Consider the following 18,535-nt stretch of genomic DNA (forward strand, 5'->3'; position numbering starts at 1 on the left):
TAAAAAATCCAATTTCCCCAAATATCAAACTAAACGCTCAAATCCAAATAATATGCCCAATTTATTTGATCTAAAGCTCTTAATTTCTTCAATGATCCTTTTTCAACTTCACTATCTACTGTCAACAACATTATCGCATTTTCATTTTCTTTTCTTCCAACATTCATCGTAGCAATATTAATATTTTCTTTCCCTAAAATTGCTCCAACAGCTCCAATAACCCCTGGAACATCATTATTGCTCAAATAAATCATATTATCAGCAATTACAATATCAACATCATGATCTTTTATTGAAACAATTCTTTCATCATTATTCAATCCAACTGTCCCAACCACTTGAATTTTCTTACCTTCATCACTAATCACGACAATTTCCAACGCTGAAGAATAATTTTTATATTTTTCATCTTTTTTATTAACTGTAATATCAATTCCTCTTTTTTCAGCTAACGATCTAGAATTAATATAGTTAACTTCCTCTTTTAATACAGGTTCCAACAATCCTTTTAATGTAGTTGCATCAACCAAAGCTGTTTCTTGCTCAGCAATTTCACCATAATAATTTATCGTAACATTTGAAATCGCATCTTTACTAATTTGGAAATAAATTTTCCCCAATCTTTCTGCTAAAGTAATATATGGTTTTACAATCGCATACTCTTCCCTTCCAATTGATGGTAAATTTACCGCTGTCTCAACAATTTCTCCTCTTAAACCATTTAAAACTTGTTTAACAACTTGTGTTCCAACATTTCTTTGTGCCTCATAAGTAGTCGCTCCAATATGTGGCGTAGTAATCGCATTTTCAAATTCATACAACACACATTCACTTCTAGGCTCAACAGTATGCACATCATAACCAAAACTAGCTATTTTACCACTTCTAAGACCTTCTGCAACCGCTTCCTCATTAAATAATCCTCCACGTGCAGCATTTACCAATCTTACACCATCTTTTAATTTAGAAACATTATCTTTATTAATCATGTCAATAGTTTCAGAAGTTTTTGGAGTATGAATAGTTATAACATCTGATGCTTCAAGCAACTCATCCAATGTTTCAACCTTTTTACAACCATTTCTCTTGAATATTTCATCAGAAATATACGGATCATACGCAATTAAATTCATTCCAAATGCTTTCATTCTTTTTGCCATCAAACTTCCAATTCTTCCCAATCCAATAATTCCCAATGTTTTTTCAAATAATTCATTTCCAACAAAAATTTCTCTTTCCCATTTTCCTGATTTTATAAAATTATTTGCTGCCACAATATTTCTAGCACTTGCCAACATCAATCCAATCGCAATTTCACAAGCCGAAACTGTATTACTATCAGGTGTATTCGCTACAATTACACCATGTGCAGTCGCTTCAGGTATATCAATATTATCTGTTCCATTCCCTGCACGTCCAACTATTTTCAACTTTTTAGCCTTATCCAACAACTCTCTATTAACTTTAATAACACTTCTAACAATCAAAGCATCATACTCATGAATTGTATTCAAAAGTTCTTCTCTCGAAATTCCAACTTTAATATCTACTTTAACATCTTTTTGACTAGTCAATCCAGCTATTGCATGGTCGTCAATATATTCTCCAACTAAAACTCTAAACATAAAAACACTCCCTTATTTCAATACTGATATCATTTTTCCATTAATAATTTTCATCTTAACAAAAAATATTTATTTATGTTTTATTGTATCATTATTTTCAATAATATACAAGAATTATTGATTTTTCACAAAACAAAAATAAAAATGATTTTTAAGCAAGAATAAACTCTTCTTTTTTTGTTATTCAAAAAAAAATCAAAAATCTATAATTTATATAGAATTATTATATAAATATATATATTATGAATTTTATTTTTTCTCTTTGATTTATTATTCTTCTAGAAGTATTATTTTTATTGACTTCTAGACTATTACTAAAAAATATATTTTTTTCAATTTTTCCTCATTTTTCTCTTTTTTCGCATATATTTTCTTAATTAAGCAATTTTTCTAAGTTGTTTCACAGTATAGTTTGCTATAATAAGTTTACCAAAGTTCAAAGGTAGATTGGAGGTTACATGAAAAAAATATTGATAATGGCTGGTGCTTTAGTACTTTCAACAACAGCATTTGCTGATTTAAAAAGTACAATTACAAATCAATACAAAAATAATGAATTGACAATTAATATTGCTAGCGCATTAAATAAGAGAACATCAACTACAAGTGAGGTGGCTCCAACTGACAACGCAGCTGCTTCAGTAAGAGATAGAATTATTACATTCGCTCAAACAAAATTAGGTTCTCCATATGTTTGGGGTGCTACAGGGCCTAACAGTTTCGATTGTTCAGGTTTCGTTGGTTATGTTTTCAAAAATGCAGCAAATGTTAATTTACCTAGAGTATCTAGTTCACAAGCAACATTTAGACCAAGAATTTCATCAATGAATATGAAAAAAGGTGACTTACTATTTTTTGAAACAACTGGAAAAGGTCGTATTTCTCACGTAGGTATCTATATGGGTAATGGACAATTTATTCACGCTTCTTCAGGAAGTAAGAGAGTAACTGTTTCTAGTTTAGATAGTAATTTTTACAGCAAGACATTCAGATGGGCTATAAATCCATTTAGTTAATTTATATTATTTAGAAATCAAACAGTACATACAAAAATTAAATATAATAAAAATATAAGTAGCTTTGGATAAGGAGTAAATTCAAGAAAATATTATTATTTTCTGTTCGGGGATTTGCTCCTTTTTATTTTATCTTTTTAATTTTGTTATATTATAAAATAAAACTACCACTAGATTTTTACAATACAAATTTATCACATTCTCTAAAAATTTAAAAAAAGACTATTTTGTAAATTTAACACCTTACAAAATAGTCCCTATTCTCAATAATAAAATTCCATTATCACTATCAAAAATTCCTCAAAATTATCCAATTTCTACAAATTTTCTTTTTCTTTTATCAAACATTACAGATTCATTAATTCCAAATGATTTAGCATATTCCCCAGCTTCCTTTATTTTATATCCCACATGTTCTGGATAATGTGCGTCACTTGACAAAATAACTGGTATATCGTACTTTTTAACCATTTCCATAAAATCAGGATATGGAGTTATTTCTTTTATTGGATATCTATGCTCTGTTCCTGTATTTATATCGACAACCATATTATTTGCCTTCAATACTTTTGCTGTATTTTCCAAAATTTCTTGAACATCAGCTTTTTCAGGAATATTTTTAAATAATCTCAAATTAAACGGATGTCCTAAAATATCATATTTCCCTGTATTTGCAATCAATTCTATTTCTTTTGCATAGTCTTTCCAAATTTCCTTCAACGGTTTATCATCAAAATGATGCTTCAATTTACTAAAATCAAATCCCCAACCGTTTATAAAATGTACAGAAGTAATCAAATAATCCCATTCATAATTTGAAAGCAACTCTGCCACTTTCTCCTGATTTCTAAAATTACAAACTTCTAGTCCCATTTTAACTGGATATCCTTTAGATTTTAACATATTTATAAAATCTCTATACTCATCTAACGTATGACAAAATTTAGTTTTTTGCTCAAGCCATTGTTTTTGAAACTCACCTATTTCCGAATCATCTAAAATTAATTCATCATAATACAAATCCTTAAATTCCTTAAATCCATGCGTATGCTCAGTTATCCCAATCTCCTTTAATCCCATTTTTTTAGCCTGTTCGAAAAATAATTTTACCCACTCTTCATCATATTGTCCAAACTCAAAATGCATATGATAATCCATCAACATACCATTTTCCTCCTAATAATTATTCTATTTTTAATAAAAAGAAGGCTATCCCTTTAAAAATCACTTTTCATTTTAAGATAGCCTTTTTCTTCTATTTTTTTTCTTGAATTACTTTCCATTGATTATTTTCTTTTTTGAAATTAACAGTCGAAGTAGCCAAATTTATTTTAGGTGTTGTTTTTAAATAATTATATTCTATTCTAATATATTCGTCTATATCTACATCTACTTCATCTTTATCTTTGTTAACTGTAGCATATTTGCTTGTGTTGTCTGTTAAATATTTATTCAACGCATCTTCATCATATCCTTTTATTAAGAACACGATTTGTCCTGTATCTCCATTTTCTTTTACTTCATAAACGCTAACTTCAAATTGCTCAATTAACATATTATTAACTTCATTCCATTGTTTTGCTAACTTTGGATCTTCAATTTTTTTTATATATTCATCTACATCTTTATTAACTGTTTGCAACATTTCTCTCGAACCAAAATTCGCAACTTCAGCCATTGCTTTTGCATATTCCGCTCCAGCATCTTTCAATGAACTAAATTTCTTAACTTCTACTTGTTGCGCAACTTTTTCCTCTGGTGTCATTTTTTTTGTCGCACCTTCTGCTATAACTGATAATTGTCCCAACACTAATATTGCTAGTAATAATTTTTTCATCTTTCCTCCTTTATTTTTTCAAAAAACTTTTTACACTTTCTTTACCCCTAACTGACAAAACTAAGTCAAATATATTTCTTATTATACCATAAAATACGACAATTATTCAAATTTATTTTTTTTGACTAAATTAAAAACGCCATTTTTCCTGTATTTAAAGATACAAAAGCTATGGCGTTATTTAATAAAAATCTATTTATAATTTTTTATTCATTTGGATTGTCTGTAAATTCAAATCCTTGTTTTTCTAAATGTTTTTTAGTTTCTAAATGTGATTGTCCGTAAATTCTATCAATCATTTCTTTATATGTTGGTAATTGAGAAGTACCGTCTTCTTCTCTCCATTTAATTGTTTCTTTTTCATGAATTTCTACACCTTCTTCAACTTTTTCACCATCATATTTATCAAAGAATGCAAAAGATTCAAAAGGAACTCTTGGTTTCAATGTTTTATGAGGATTTTCTCCTGGAACTCCTAATGTTGTCCCTAAAATAGGAAATACTCCTTGTGGTAATTCAAATAAATCAATTAATGCTTGAGGATCTCTTCTTAATGCTCCAATAGTAGTTGCTCCATATCCTAATGACTCTGCAGCAGCTTGAATTGATGTCAACATTATCCCTGCATCAATTGCTCCAACCAATATTCCATCAGCAGTGTGTGCAGCAACATTCGGTCTATTAATAGATTTCGAAGCATATTGTCCTCTGTGATAATCAATTAAAATAGTTATAAACACATCTGAATTTGCAATATGTCCTTGCCCACCACATATTTCAGCAATTTTTTTTAATTTCTCTTTATCTCTAGTCACTATTAATGAAATTTGTTGTCCATTTACAGAACTTGGCGCTCTTTGAGCTGTTCTCAATATCAACTCTAAATCTTCATCTTTAACTTTTTCTCCAGTAAAATTTCTTACTGATCTTCTATTTTGTAATTGTTCTATTACTTTATTCATATTTTGACCTCCTACCTTTTTCTACTCTATAAATAATTTTATCATACAACATTTGTATTGTCAAATGTTATTTTAAAAAAAAGACTATTTCTAAATTATATTAGAAATAGCCTTTCAAACAAATTTTTCTCAATATTAAAATCCATCAATTTAAGAAAAATTCCTTATTATTTAATTCTTTTTCATTTGTAGTTAACAAAAATTAGTCTTCTATAAAATCAATAACTTCAGTTGGTTCGATATTCCAAATTTCTCTAGCATATTCCATGATTGTTCTATCAGAACTGAATTTACCAGCATTTGCAATATTAATTAATGCTTTTCTAGCCCAATCTCTTTTATTTTTATAAGCATTGTCAATTCTTGTTTGAGCTTCTCTGTATGAATCAAAATCTCTTAATAAGAAGTAAACATCTGGTCTAGATCCGTCAACTCCGTATAATAATGAAGTTTGTAATTCTCTAAAGATACCTTTATGGTCGTCATCAAATGTTCCATCACCTAATTGATCTACAACTTTTTTCAATCCTTCTACTTTGTTGTAGTCATCAAAAGGATTATATTGTCCATTTCTTTGGAATTCTTCAACTTCAGCTGCACTTAATCCGAAAATAAATTCGTTTTCTAATCCTGCTTCTTCAACGATTTCAACATTAGCTCCATCCATTGTTCCTAAAGTTAATGCTCCATTTAACATGAATTTCATATTACCTGTTCCTGAAGCTTCTTTACTTGCTGTTGAAATTTGTTCAGAGATATCAGCTGCTGGGAATATTTTTTCAGCAAGAGATACTCTATAGTTTTCTAAGAATACAACTTTAATTTTTCCATTAATATCAGCATCGTTATTAATTCTTTCAGCAAGAGTATTGATTAATTTAATAATACTTTTAGCTCTTCTATAACCTGACGCTGCTTTTGCTCCAAAAATAAATGTTCTTGGTTCAATATCTAATAATGGATTTTCTTTCAATCTATTATACAAGTCCATAATATGTAAAACATTTAATAATTGTCTTTTATATTCGTGTAATCTTTTTACTTGAATATCAAAAATTGAATGAGGATTTACTTCAATTCCTGTAGTTTCTTTAATGTAGTTTGCTAATCTTTCTTTATTGTGAAGTTTAATTTCATCAACTCTATTTAAAACATTTTCATCATCTAAATATTTTTCTAATTCTTTTAATTTGTATAAATCAGTAGTCCATCCGTCACCGATTAATTCTGTAATTAAACTAGATAATTCTGGGTTTGCTTTCAATAACCATCTTCTTTGAGTAATTCCATTTGTTTTGTTTAAGAATTTTTCTGGATATAAATCATACCAGTCTTTCAATTCAGAATTTTTCAAGATTTCAGTATGCAATGCAGCAACTCCATTTACTTTATGAGAACCTACAATTGCTAACCAAGCCATTCTTACTTGACTATTTCCAATGATTGACATATATTGAATTTTTCCAAAATCTCCAGGATATTTTTGATGTAATTCTTCAACAAATCTTCTGTTAATTTCTTCAATAATTTGATAAATTCTTGGTAATAATGGTTGGAATAAAGCGATATCCCATTTTTCCAATGCTTCTGATAAAATTGTATGGTTAGTATAAGCAAATACTTTTTTACAAATACTCCAAGCTTCATCCCATAATAATTTTTCAGAATCCAAGAAAATTCTCATTAATTCAGGTATTGCAACTACTGGGTGAGTATCATTTAATTGAATTGCAACTTTTTCAGCAAATTTAGAGAAATCATTTCCATAAGTTCCTTTATATCTTCTAACAATATCTTGTAATGATGCTGATGTAAAGAAGAATTGTTGTTTCAATCTTAATAATTTACCATCTTTTTCTGTATCATTTGGATATAATACTCTTGAAATATCTTGAGCTTCTACAGCTTTTGCTGATGCTTGTAAATAAGTTTGATCATTGAATAATTTTAAGTCAAATCCTTCAGGAGATCTAGCTTCCCACAATCTCAATGTATTGATAGTATCATTTCCATATCCAACAACTGGAACATCATAAGCTACTGCTAACACATTTTCTGTATTTACTCTTTTGAAATATTCTTTTCCAACTTCATCTTTATGAACTTCGATTTGTCCACCAAATTTTACTTCGTATACTCTATCCATTCTTACAATAGACCAAGGGTCACCATATCTAGTCCAATCATCAGGATATTCTACTTGGTATCCGTTTTCGATTTTTTGTTCAAACATTCCATATTTATATCTTAATCCATATCCATGTCCTGGTAATTTACAAGTAGCCATTGAATCTAAGAAACATGCTGCTAATCTTCCTAATCCACCATTTCCTAATCCTGTATCGAATTCTTGATCTTCAACTTTGTTAATGTCAACACCTAATTCTTCCAATGTTTCTTTTACTGCTTCATTTATTTTCAAGTTGATTAAGTTATTTCCTAAATATCTACCCATTAAAAACTCAGCTGAGAAATAGTACGCTTGTTTAACTTGTTTTACTGCATAAGTTTTTTTAGTGTTATACCATTTTTCTACTATGTAATCCATAGCTGCTCTCGAAACTGCATAATACAATTCGTAATCATGAGCTTCTTCTAAAGTTTTTCCAAAATCCCTTCTTAGCTCTTTAACAATACTTGCCTTTAAATCAGCTTTGTTAATATTTTTCATTTTTCCTCCTATAAAACTTTTATAATTGAACTTTTTGTTACACTACACATAAAGTTATTAATTAATATTATTTTTTATATCTAATTTATCTTACTCACTATGGTTATTATACACATTTTTTTGAAAAATTTCTAGTTTTTTTTCAAATTTTGAGATTTTTTTTAAAATTATTTTATATTTTTTTTAAATAATTACAAGGTTTATATAAATAATAAAAAAATATAGACCTATTTCAAAATATTATTTTTACTTTATTTTCTACATCTCTTTTTTTTAGTATTATACATTTATACCTATAAACATAAAAAAATTTGTTAAATAGATTTTTTAGTTTAATTTCCAATCTATTCGAACAAGTTTCTTCATTTTTGATATTGAAATTAGTTATAAAATACTTTCAATATAATCAAATTTGTATTAAAATATGATTTTTTATGCTAATTAAATTTTTTTATACATTTAAAATTATTTCTTCTTTTTATTTTTTCTTTCTAATTCTTTTCTTTCTCTTCTTGAAAGAGGTTTTACTGGTTCTTTTTCTTCAGTTCCATCTTCATCTGTGTAATCATATGAAATATTCGAAACTTCCTCATGTTCTAAATTACTTGTTTCTTCTTCAGGATTTTTGATCTTTAATTTCATAATGAATGAACTTGTTTCTCTTTTTATCGCATCAATCATTTCATTATAAATATCAAATCCAACAATTTTATAGTCATGAATAGGATTTCTTTGACCATATGATCTCAATCTGATTCCTTCTCTCAATTCAGTTAAATCTTTAAGATGTTGTCTCCATTTTGTATCTAATACTTCAAGCATAATGTATCTTTCAATATTTCTGAAAGTTTCTTCTCCAACGTAACTTTCTTTATTATCATATTCTCTAACTAAATCGTTGTAAACTGTTTCAATAATAGTTTCATTATCTTTATTCAATAAATCATCACTAATTTCATAATCAAAAATTTCATTTAACTTATCACCTAATAAGTTAGCATCTCTTTCACCTTCATTATTTCCTTTATAAGCATTGTTAACAGTATCTTCGATAGTTTCTCTCATCATATCTAAAATTAACTCTTTCAAGTTTTCATTTTTCAATATAGCATCCCTTTGAGCGTAAATAACTTCCCTTTGCATATTGTTAACATCATCATATTCAATCAAGCTCTTTCTTGAAGAAAAGTTTCTACTTTCAATTCTTTTTTGTGCATTTTCTACACCTTTTGTTATTTGTCTATGTCTAATTTCTTCATCTTCATCAATTTTCAACATTTTCATCATGTTTTTTAGTTTATCTCCACCGAATAATCTCATCAAATCATCATCAAGTGACAAATAAAATTCTGAAACTCCAGGATCTCCTTGTCTTCCCGCACGTCCTCTTAACTGATTATCAATACGACGAGATTCGTGTCTTTCTGTACCCAAAATAAATAATCCACCAGCTTCAATAACTTTTTTCTTGTTTTCTTCACATTCTCTAACATATGTATTGTAAACATCATCATAACCGTCAGCACCTTTAGGAACTATTTTCGTAGCAAACGCTTCAGCATCTCCTCCTAATTTAATATCCGTTCCCCTACCAGCCATATTTGTTGCAATAGTAACTGTTTTGTATCTTCCTGCTTGTGCAATAATTTCCGCTTCTCTTTCGTGATGTTTTGCATTCAAGATTTCATGAGGAATTCTAGCTTGTTTTAACAACGCTGAAACTTCTTCTGAATGTTGAATCGAAGCTGTACCAACTAGAACTGGCTGTCCTTTTGTATATAATTCTACAATCTTTTTAGTAATTGCTTTATATTTAGCTTTTTGATTCATGTAAATTACATCTGGTAAATCAACTCTTGCTACTGGTTTATTCGTAGGAACAACAATAACTTTTAAACTATAAATTTGTTTAAATTCTTCCTCCTCAGTTTTGGCTGTACCAGTCATTCCTGAAAGTTTATTATACATTCTAAAATAATTTTGTAATGTAATAGTCGCTAATGTTTGGTTTTCTCCAGCAACTTCTAAATGTTCTTTTGCCTCAATCGCTTGGTGTAATCCATCAGAATATCTTCTACCTTCCATCAATCTTCCAGTAAATTCATCTACGATAATAACTTCTCCATCAGCATTAATAATATAATCTCTATCAAGTTTAAACAACTCTTTCGCTTTCAATGCTTGTGTTAAAAAGTGAGTCAATTCAACATATTCAGGCGAATACAAATTATCTATTTTTAAGATTCTTTCTACATTTTTAATACCTTTATCTGTAATTGTTACTGTATGAGATTTTTCATCTACTTCATAATCTTCCCAATCTTCATCAGGAATAACAGTATTCTTTTTATCTTTAATTTCCTCTGTTTTATAACTTCTTTTTAATTTTTTGGCAACATCTGCAAAAGTGTTATACCATTCCGTAGTTTCTTCAGCAGCACCAGAAATAATCAACGGCGTTCTAGCTTCATCAATTAAAATCGAGTCAATTTCATCGACTATTACATAATTGTGTCCTCTTTGCACTTTTTCACTCAAATCTCCAACCATGTTGTCTCTCAAATAATCAAATCCGAATTCATTGTTTGTACCATAAGTAATATCTGCATTATATGCGGCTTTTCTTTGCTCATTAGTTATATTCCCAACAACTACATCAGAAGTCAATCCTAAAAAGCTATATAACTCAGCCATTATATCTCTATCCCGTTTTGCCAAATAGTCATTAACTGTTACGACATGCACACCTTTTCCAGTCAACGCATTCAAGTAAATAGGAAGTGTCGCCATCAACGTTTTCCCTTCCCCAGTTTTCATTTCAGCAATACTTCCATTATGCAAAATCATACCACCTATCATTTGCACATCATAGTGTCTCATTCCCATTAATCTTTTAGAAGCCTCTCTCACTGTCGCAAACGCTTCAACTAAAATATCGTCTAATGTCTCTGATTTTTCCAATCTTTCTTTAAATTCCACAGTTTTATGTTGTAGTTCTTCATCAGTTAATTTTTCAAATTCTGGTTCAATTGCATTTATTTTTTCCACAACTTTTCTCATTTTTTTTATTTCACGCTCATCAGCTGTTCCAAATACTTTTGTTACTATATTTTTTAACATTTAATCTACCTCTCCATAATTTTTTTGTTTTGTAATTTTTTATGTATTTCGTTCAGTAAAATTTCTATTCTCTTATTCTTAAATTATTTTCCAATCCTTTTTTTATCTTAATATCCAATAAATTCACATTTTTTTGACGAATATTAAGAATATTTGAATAAAATTCTATATTCTGTTCATTAAAAAAAATACTGAAAGGATTAAAAATTGTTTTCTTTTCCTGTTCTTTTTCTTTTTTCTTTTTAATTTTTTTTAGTTCTTCTGCAAGTGTTTTATTGCTCGAACTATCTCCCATTTTATTTATTTCATTAATTAGATGCTCGATATCTTGATGACTTAAATTATTTTCATTAACAAATGTGTTTAATCTTTGGTTAAAACTCGATGTTCCAAGTAAACTTGAATAAGACATCATGAAAACAAAACACATCATAATCAATATAATTGTTTTTCTTTTTTTCATTTATTTCTTCATTTCTCCGTATAATAAATTTTTAATTTTTTGTCTAAACTAGTATTATTATTGTAAAAATTATCCTTTTGAGTTATTTTCGTTATTTTTTAACAAAATATCTCTTTAATACAACATTTATATTTTTACAATTATTTGTTAATTCATAAAATTTATTATATCATTTTTTATACATTTTGTCTATTTTTAAAAAAGTATTAATATCCCCCATTTTTATTGATTTTCGCAAAAAATTTTTCAAAAAATAAAAAAAAATTAAAAAAAAGTTGACAAAACAATACATCTATGATATATTATTTAAGTAATGGCGACATGGTCGAGTGGCTTAGGCAGCGGTCTGCAAAACCGTTTACACCAGTTCGAATCTGGTTGTCGCCTCCATATTAATTTTTAAGTAGTTACTTTTTGGAGTAGCTTTTTTTATTTATAAAAATAATTTCATAGAATCTTATTTTTTATTTTACACTTCTTTTAAATATTAATTCGAAAACTAAAAATTTATAGTTATAAAATTTTAAATTTATGATATAATAAGTTTGGCAATAAAATATTTTGTCAAAAATATAAAATAATAATAAAACTAAAATAAGGGGATATTATATGAGAAATTTGAAATTTATTCTATTATCAACTTTTATCGTTGGAACTTTATTTTCGTGTGGATCCTTGCCAAAAGGACTGGCGACTAAAACACCGATATATAATGCCGATAATGTTGATTTTTATTATGATTTAACTTATAAAAAAGATGGCGAAACTCATTATGAGAGGCAAATTTGGGATCAAGCGTATGATATTTTAGATAATGCTCACGATTTTTTTCTGATGGATATTTTTGTATTTAATGATTTTGTTGGAAAAGGTGTTAAAGAAAAGTTACAGCCTTTACCACTTGCTGAAGAATTTGCAGAAAAAATTTTAGAAAAAAGAAAAAAAGATCCTAATGTGCGAATTTATTTAATTTTAGATGAAAGTAATACATTTTATGGGGCTTATGACAACAAAACTCATAAGAAATTAGAAGAAGCTGGAGTAAAAATTGGGTATGTTGATTTGGCGAAATTAAGGGATCCGATGTTGGTTTATTCAGTGCCTTGGAGACTTTTTATAAGACCTTTTGGGAATCCTAAAAATGTTGGTAAAACAAAAAATCCAATTTATGAAGAAACTGATCCTGTGACAATTCGTAGCATTTTACGTGCTTTGAATGCAAAAGCGGATCACCGAAAATTGATTATGAATGAAAAAACTGCAATGTTAACTTCTGCAAATCCACATGCTGAAGGTTCTAAACATTCAAATGTTGCGTTTAAATTTTCATCACCAATAATAAAAGATATTTATAATGCCGAAAAGCCTGTTGCTAAAATTACTAAAAAAGATGGTAGTTTAAAACAATCTCTACCATATCAAAAATTTGATATCGAGCCTTCTAATAATAATAAAATAAAATTACAATATTTTACTGAAGGACAGACTGGTATTGACATCACAAAAGAGTTAAAAAATACTCAACCTGGCGACAGAGTATTTATCGCTCAATTTTTCTTAGCTGACAGACAAGTAATCAATGATATAAGAAAAGCGGCAAGAAGAGGTGTTAAATTCGAAATTTTATTAAATAATTCAACAGCTGGATTGCCAAATAAAGCATCTGCTGGAGAGCTTATGAAATATGCACGAAAACATGGTTATGATATTACAATTAAATTTTATAATAAAGGTGAAGAAATGTATCATGTAAAAATGATGTCTATTTTTAAAAAAGATTATATGATAACGTATGGTGGATCAACTAATTTTACACGAAGAAACATGAGAAATTTCAATTTAGAAAACGAATTAAAAATAATTTCTACTTATGACCAAAAAGTCTCACAACAAATTTCTGATTATTACGACAGACTTTGGACAAATCGTGATGGAGATTTCACTCTTCCATACGATAGTGAAAAAAATGAAAAAGTCACAAATGATTTGTTGTTTAGATTTTTGGAAATGAATGGAATGGGTGCTTTTTAATCATTTATAAAAAACACCAGAAAGGATAATATTATGGAAATAAAAAAGAAGAAAAAACATATTGAGGAAACTTTTGGTGAAGAAATAGCAAACTTTGCAAGTCACACTGCTGGTGCTGGATTATCAATTATTGCTCTTGTTATTTTAACAATTAGAGCTAGTTGGGCAAGAAATCCTGCTGCAATTTTTTCATTTATTGTGTTTAGTGTTGGTTTAATTATTTTATATACAATGTCTTCAATTTATCACGGTTTAAAGCCTGGTACAGCTAAAAATGTATTTGAAATTTTAGATCACTCAGCTATTTATATTTTAATTGCTGCTTCATATACTCCATTTTTGCTACTAGTTGTTTCAGAACCAATGAATGTTATTATTTGCTGGCTTCAATGGATTATTTGTGTGGCAGGTATTGTTTTTAAAGCATTTTTTACAGGTAGATTTAAAATATTTTCAACTTTGCTTTATTTGATGATGGGTTGGATGATTGTATTTGCTTGGAATGATTTAGTTTCTAATATAAATACTGTTTCATTTGTATTTTTAGTTATGGGAGGAATTCTTTACTCACTTGGAACAATTTTTTATACTTGGAAAATGTTTAAATTCAATCATATGATTTGGCATATTTTTGTAATATTGGGAAGTGCTGCACATGTTGTTTCAGTTTACTTTTTAGTGTAGTATATAATATTATTATACTTGAAATATAAAAAAATAAATTTACATAATTTTAAATAGTTTTAAGTATAAATTTTAACATTGAATGAAACATTCTTTTAAATTTTCTTAAATTTAATTTCATATCAAAATAAAAAATAGAGAATAAATAAACCGCTAATTTCTAAATTCTCTATTTTTTATTTAATTTTTTATCGAATACTAAAATAATTCAGGAAATTTTACTTTCAAAATTTCATTCCATTCAGCTACTCTATCCTTATTTTCTTCCAATAATTTCTCGATATCATCACCTTCAACAGTAACTTTTTCCATTACATCATTTCCAGTTAACGCTTTTACAACATCTAAATCAGCATCAGAAACCACTTCTCCAAAAATTGTATGATTTCCATTTAGCCATTCAGTTGGAACAGTTGTAATGAAAAATTGACTTCCATTAGTTCTTGGTCCAGCATTTGCCATTGCCAATTTACCTGGAATTGAAAAATCTAATCCATTATCTACTTCATCTTCAAATTTATATCCAGGTCCACCCATACCAGTTCCTGTTGGATCTCCACCTTGTGCCATAAAATCTTCAATTACTCTATGAAAAGTCAATCCATCATAGTATCCATGTTTCACTAAATTTACAAAACTCGCTACTGTAATTGGTGATTTTTCTGGAAATAAATTAATATTTATTTCACCTTTATTTGTTTTAAAATTTACTTTCATCTTTCTCCTTTATCATTAATTTTTCTATTTTCCAGAATCTTTTTTATTAGTATCTACTTTTTTTGCATCGAAAATTGCTTTTGGGTATGCTTTTGAATTATCCCAGTACCAACCTCCGTTATACATGAAACTATTTTCTTTCGAATTATAAGTCAAATTTTTACCTTCTTGGAAATGAACAAATTTGTATTTTTTAATATAATTTTTCACTTTTTCTGTATCTTGAACTAAAATTCCAACTTTTGGATTATTAAAAGTTTCTCCATCAAAAACACAACTTTCAAAATTAATTTCCACTTTGTAATCTTTGTCATTAATCTTTTTAAATTCCCCGTATTCTCCAGGTACTGTACAATAAGAATCTTTTTCTATTTTTGCAGTTCCGTCCTTTCTTTCATTGGCAACTCCATTTACAAAAACTGACATTCCAACTAAAAATAACGCTAATAAATTTTTTTTCATCTTTCTTGCCTCCTAATTTTTTATTTTTACTAATTTTACTTCTCTCAAATAAATTAGCAATTTACTATTTTGATTCTTCTTCTTGTTCTTCCAATATATTTTCTGAAAATTCTCCTATTTGTCTATATTTTTCATATCTTCTTTCAAGCAATTCTTTTAATGACCATTTATCAATCTTCTTAAATTCTTTTAAAACTGCTTCCTTCAAGTTTTTAGCCACTTCTGAAAGATTTCTATGAGCTCCTCCCAAAGGTTCTTCAATTATTTCATCAATTACTCCTAAATTTTTCAAGCTAATTGCATCCATTTTTAAATTTTTAGCAGCTTCTGGTGCTTTAGAAGCATCATTATATAAAATTGAAGCACATCCTTCTGGAGAAATTACCGAGTAAACACTATTTTCAAGCATCAAAATTGAGTCTGTTACACCAATTCCTAATGCTCCTCCACTTCCTCCTTCTCCAATTACTACTGAAACTATCGGAACTTTTAATCCAAACATTTCAGATAAATTTTTAGCTATTGCTTCTCCTTGACCTTTTTCTTCTGCTTCAATTCCTGGATAAGCTCCAGCTGTATCAATTAAAGTTAAAATTGGTAACTTAAATCTTTCAGCCATACGCATCAATCTCAACGCTTTTCTATATCCTTCTGGACTCGCCATACCAAAATTTCTGTAAATATTTTCTTCTATATCTCTTCCCTTTTGATGTCCGATTATCATAATTTTATAATCATCAACCGTAGCTAATCCTCCAACAATCGCATTATCATCTTTAGACAATCTATCTCCATGCAATTCAACAAAATCTTGTGTTAATTCATTGATATAATCTAATGTATAAGGTCTTTTTGGATCTCTGGAAATTTGTATTCTAGACCATGAATCCATTTCATTTTCTTCAAAACTCTTATACTTTTCCTCTAATTCTTTCTCTAACGCTGAAATTTGAACTGAAAAATCCATATTTTTTTCTTTAGAAAAAATTTTCAATTCTTCAATATTATTTTCTAATTCTTTTATTTCATCTTTTAAGCTCATTCTCTTCCCTCTTTCTTTAGCAAACTTTATTAACTATACTAATTTTTCAATTATACGATAAATCGTTGTTTTCAAATCTTTTCTTTCAGATATAACATCTATCATACCGTGTTCTAATAAAAATTCTGCTCTTTGAAATCCTTTAGGCAATTTTTGATTAACTGTTTGTTCAATAACTCTTGGTCCTGCAAATGCTATTAATGCATTAGGCTCTGTAACGATTACGTCTCCCAACATTGCAAATGAAGCTGTCACTCCTCCTGTAGTTGGATCAACTGGAACTGAAATAAATGGTATACCTGCTTCATTTAATCTTTTTATCGCTCCAGAAGTTTTCGCCATTTGCATAAGTGATAAAATTCCCTCTTGCATTCTCGCTCCACCAGAACTAGAAACTATAATTACTGGTATTTTCTTTTCTAATCCTCTTTCCAAAGCTCTCGTAACTTTTTCTCCTACAACAGAACCCATACTTCCTCCCATAAAGCTAAAGTCCATTGCTGCAATACTTACTTCCATTCCATTCATTTTTCCAATTCCACTAATTACTCCATCAACCATTCTACTTTTTTCTCTTGCAATTTCGATTTTTTCATCATATCCAGGAAAATTTAAAATATTTTTTGAACTTAAAGTAATATCTTCTTCTAAAAATGTTCCTTCATCAATTAACAGCTCAATTCTTTCAAATGCTGTCAATCTAAAATAATTTCCACATTTTGGACATATATTCAAATTATTTTTTAAATCTTCATTATATATTATTTCATTACATCTATTACATTTTTTCCATTTATTATCATCCACAACATCAATCGTTAATTTAGATTTTGATGTTAATGTCACATATTTTTTTTTCGCTTTTTTTGAAAATAATCCCATCTTTTTCACCTCTCTAAAATTTGTTTTTATAAATAACAAGTGTTATTTATAAATTTATAAAACTCATACAGAAAATAAATTTATTATTTTCTGGTTACATTATACCACACTTTAAAGCAAAATATCATTTTTTATTGAAAAAATATATTTATCAAAGGAAATTTGATAACAGTATAAATGAAATCGATCGCTATTATCTTTTATTCCATATTTAGAATCTCCTACAATTGGATATCCAATATTCGCTAATTGTGCTCTTATCTGATGTTTTCTTCCTGTTACCAAATCAATATCCAACACTGAAATATTTTTATCTCTAGTTTTTATTTTATTTCTTAATTTTAAAAATTCCTTTTCAGATATTTTTTTAAAATTTGTAATGCTTTCTTTAGAATCTTTTGAAATTTTTTCTTTAGAAACTGTAACTCCATTTTCTTGAGTCGTTAAATAATTTTTTATCGTAAATTTTTCATTTTTTACATTTCCATGGACTACTGCAATATATTTCTTTTCAACCTCATTTTTCCTAATTTTTTCAGAAATATATCGTAAAAATTTCAAATTTTTACATCCGATAACTAATCCCGAAGTTTCATAATCTAATCTATTCGCAAAATTTATATTCTCATTGTCATAAATTTGCTTAAATACTTCAGAAATTCCATAATTATGACCTGTCCCCTTATGCATCGGAACTCTTTCCTTCTTGTTCACAATAAAAAAATCTTCATTCTCAAAAATTATCATTTCTCTATATTTTTTCTCATCAAAAGAAAATTTATTTTTAGGAGAATTTGTTTTTTTTGATGGAGTTTTACCATTTCCTAAATATTTTATTGTTATTTTGTCTTCTAAAGAAAGTCTATAATTTTCTTTAACCTTTTTATCGTTGACTCTGACATCGCCTTTTCGTAATGCTTGAAATATCTTGCTTAGAGGTTCATCTGGATAATTTTTTTTTAGATATCTATCCATTCTCATATTCTCTGTTTCGCTATCAACTTTATATTCGAAAATTTCCAT

General features: G+C 28.0%; 15 protein-coding genes and 1 tRNA gene. 4 read left to right on the forward strand and 12 right to left on the reverse strand.

Annotated features, from left to right (window positions below):
• Positions 1-29: 29 nt before the first annotated feature.
• Positions 30-1,625: a phosphoglycerate dehydrogenase gene (serA, locus tag J4863_RS05920; protein ID WP_211617874.1), complete on the reverse strand. Its 1,596-nt coding sequence runs from the start codon at positions 1,623-1,625 to the stop codon at positions 30-32.
• A 458-nt stretch (positions 1,626-2,083) separates the two neighbouring features.
• Here serA and J4863_RS05925 point away from each other — a divergent pair, with 458 nt between their 5' ends.
• The gene (locus J4863_RS05925; protein WP_211617875.1) at positions 2,084-2,641 is read left to right on the forward strand and encodes a C40 family peptidase; all 558 of its coding nucleotides are present in this window, start codon (positions 2,084-2,086) and stop codon (positions 2,639-2,641) included.
• 306 nt (positions 2,642-2,947) lie between these two features.
• On the opposite strand, the gene J4863_RS05930 is transcribed toward J4863_RS05925, so the two are convergent.
• The 6 genes from J4863_RS05930 to J4863_RS05955 form a co-directional block, all read right to left on the reverse strand.
• Positions 2,948-3,805, reverse strand: coding sequence for a histidinol-phosphatase HisJ family protein (locus J4863_RS05930; RefSeq protein WP_211617876.1), 858 nt, complete (start codon positions 3,803-3,805; stop codon positions 2,948-2,950).
• Positions 3,806-3,896: 91 nt separating this feature from the next.
• Positions 3,897-4,478 carry a hypothetical protein gene (locus J4863_RS05935; protein WP_211617877.1) on the reverse strand — a complete coding sequence of 194 codons (582 nt, stop codon included), beginning with the start codon at positions 4,476-4,478 and terminating at the stop codon, positions 3,897-3,899.
• Positions 4,479-4,684: 206 nt separating this feature from the next.
• Entirely contained in the window at positions 4,685-5,440 is a 756-nt protein-coding gene (locus J4863_RS05940) for a nitroreductase family protein (protein WP_211617878.1), read from the reverse strand.
• A gap of 202 nt (positions 5,441-5,642) precedes the next feature.
• Positions 5,643-8,111 carry a glycogen/starch/alpha-glucan phosphorylase gene (locus J4863_RS05945; RefSeq protein WP_211617879.1) on the reverse strand — a complete coding sequence of 823 codons (2,469 nt, stop codon included), beginning with the start codon at positions 8,109-8,111 and terminating at the stop codon, positions 5,643-5,645.
• A gap of 465 nt (positions 8,112-8,576) precedes the next feature.
• Complete coding sequence (gene secA, locus J4863_RS05950; protein ID WP_211617880.1) at positions 8,577-11,231, reverse strand: preprotein translocase subunit SecA; 2,655 nt, start codon at positions 11,229-11,231, stop codon at positions 8,577-8,579.
• A 64-nt stretch (positions 11,232-11,295) separates the two neighbouring features.
• Positions 11,296-11,694 carry a hypothetical protein gene (locus J4863_RS05955; RefSeq protein ID WP_211617881.1) on the reverse strand — a complete coding sequence of 133 codons (399 nt, stop codon included), beginning with the start codon at positions 11,692-11,694 and terminating at the stop codon, positions 11,296-11,298.
• A gap of 315 nt (positions 11,695-12,009) precedes the next feature.
• Here J4863_RS05955 and J4863_RS05960 point away from each other — a divergent pair.
• The 3 genes from J4863_RS05960 to J4863_RS05970 all read left to right on the forward strand — a co-directional run bounded on the left by J4863_RS05960 (position 12,010) and on the right by J4863_RS05970 (position 14,409).
• Positions 12,010-12,084: transfer RNA gene (locus J4863_RS05960), tRNA-Cys, on the forward strand.
• A 219-nt stretch (positions 12,085-12,303) separates the two neighbouring features.
• Positions 12,304-13,725 carry a phospholipase D-like domain-containing protein gene (locus tag J4863_RS05965; RefSeq protein WP_211617882.1) on the forward strand — a complete coding sequence of 474 codons (1,422 nt, stop codon included), beginning with the start codon at positions 12,304-12,306 and terminating at the stop codon, positions 13,723-13,725.
• 33 nt (positions 13,726-13,758) lie between these two features.
• A complete protein-coding gene (locus J4863_RS05970; protein ID WP_211617883.1) occupies positions 13,759-14,409 on the forward strand; it encodes a hemolysin III family protein in 651 nt (216 codons plus the stop codon).
• Between the two features lie 198 nt (positions 14,410-14,607).
• On the opposite strand, the gene J4863_RS05975 is transcribed toward J4863_RS05970, so the two are convergent.
• The 5 genes from J4863_RS05975 to J4863_RS05995 all read right to left on the reverse strand — a co-directional run bounded on the left by J4863_RS05975 (position 14,608) and on the right by J4863_RS05995 (position 18,535).
• A complete protein-coding gene (locus J4863_RS05975; RefSeq protein WP_211617884.1) occupies positions 14,608-15,126 on the reverse strand; it encodes a peptidylprolyl isomerase in 519 nt (172 codons plus the stop codon).
• A gap of 24 nt (positions 15,127-15,150) precedes the next feature.
• The gene (locus J4863_RS05980) at positions 15,151-15,588 is read right to left on the reverse strand and encodes a MarR family transcriptional regulator (RefSeq protein WP_211617885.1); all 438 of its coding nucleotides are present in this window, start codon (positions 15,586-15,588) and stop codon (positions 15,151-15,153) included.
• Between the two features lie 64 nt (positions 15,589-15,652).
• Positions 15,653-16,630 (reverse strand): acetyl-CoA carboxylase carboxyltransferase subunit alpha, encoded by a 978-nt coding sequence (locus J4863_RS05985; protein ID WP_211617886.1) that lies wholly within the window; start codon positions 16,628-16,630, stop codon positions 15,653-15,655.
• A gap of 33 nt (positions 16,631-16,663) precedes the next feature.
• Positions 16,664-17,512: an acetyl-CoA carboxylase, carboxyltransferase subunit beta gene (gene accD / locus J4863_RS05990; RefSeq protein ID WP_211617887.1), complete on the reverse strand. Its 849-nt coding sequence runs from the start codon at positions 17,510-17,512 to the stop codon at positions 16,664-16,666.
• 111 nt (positions 17,513-17,623) lie between these two features.
• Positions 17,624-18,535, reverse strand: coding sequence for an RluA family pseudouridine synthase (locus J4863_RS05995; RefSeq protein ID WP_211617888.1), 912 nt, complete (start codon positions 18,533-18,535; stop codon positions 17,624-17,626).

Source organism: Leptotrichia sp. oral taxon 221 (assembly GCF_018128245.1).
In the GTDB taxonomy this organism is placed as follows: domain Bacteria; phylum Fusobacteriota; class Fusobacteriia; order Fusobacteriales; family Leptotrichiaceae; genus JABCPH02.

What these genes read in the sequence shown, in the direction of transcription:
- J4863_RS05985 (WP_211617886.1), bottom strand. Translation starts at nt 16,630, where the DNA reads ATGAGCTTAAAAGATGAAATAAAAGAATTAGAAAATAATATTGAAGAA.
- J4863_RS05975 (WP_211617884.1), bottom strand. Translation starts at nt 15,126, where the DNA reads ATGAAAGTAAATTTTAAAACAAATAAAGGTGAAATAAATATTAATTTA.
- J4863_RS05965 (WP_211617882.1), top strand. Translation starts at nt 12,304, where the DNA reads ATGAGAAATTTGAAATTTATTCTATTATCAACTTTTATCGTTGGAACT.
- J4863_RS05940 (WP_211617878.1), bottom strand. Translation starts at nt 5,440, where the DNA reads ATGAATAAAGTAATAGAACAATTACAAAATAGAAGATCAGTAAGAAAT.
- J4863_RS05980 (WP_211617885.1), bottom strand. Translation starts at nt 15,588, where the DNA reads ATGAAAAAAAATTTATTAGCGTTATTTTTAGTTGGAATGTCAGTTTTT.
- secA (WP_211617880.1), bottom strand. Translation starts at nt 11,231, where the DNA reads ATGTTAAAAAATATAGTAACAAAAGTATTTGGAACAGCTGATGAGCGT.
- J4863_RS05945 (WP_211617879.1), bottom strand. Translation starts at nt 8,111, where the DNA reads ATGAAAAATATTAACAAAGCTGATTTAAAGGCAAGTATTGTTAAAGAG.
- J4863_RS05925 (WP_211617875.1), top strand. Translation starts at nt 2,084, where the DNA reads ATGAAAAAAATATTGATAATGGCTGGTGCTTTAGTACTTTCAACAACA.
- J4863_RS05955 (WP_211617881.1), bottom strand. Translation starts at nt 11,694, where the DNA reads ATGAAAAAAAGAAAAACAATTATATTGATTATGATGTGTTTTGTTTTC.
- J4863_RS05970 (WP_211617883.1), top strand. Translation starts at nt 13,759, where the DNA reads ATGGAAATAAAAAAGAAGAAAAAACATATTGAGGAAACTTTTGGTGAA.
- J4863_RS05935 (WP_211617877.1), bottom strand. Translation starts at nt 4,478, where the DNA reads ATGAAAAAATTATTACTAGCAATATTAGTGTTGGGACAATTATCAGTT.
- J4863_RS05995 (WP_211617888.1), bottom strand. Translation starts at nt 18,535, where the DNA reads ATGGAAATTTTCGAATATAAAGTTGATAGCGAAACAGAGAATATGAGA.
- serA (WP_211617874.1), bottom strand. Translation starts at nt 1,625, where the DNA reads ATGTTTAGAGTTTTAGTTGGAGAATATATTGACGACCATGCAATAGCT.
- accD (WP_211617887.1), bottom strand. Translation starts at nt 17,512, where the DNA reads ATGGGATTATTTTCAAAAAAAGCGAAAAAAAAATATGTGACATTAACA.
- J4863_RS05930 (WP_211617876.1), bottom strand. Translation starts at nt 3,805, where the DNA reads ATGTTGATGGATTATCATATGCATTTTGAGTTTGGACAATATGATGAA.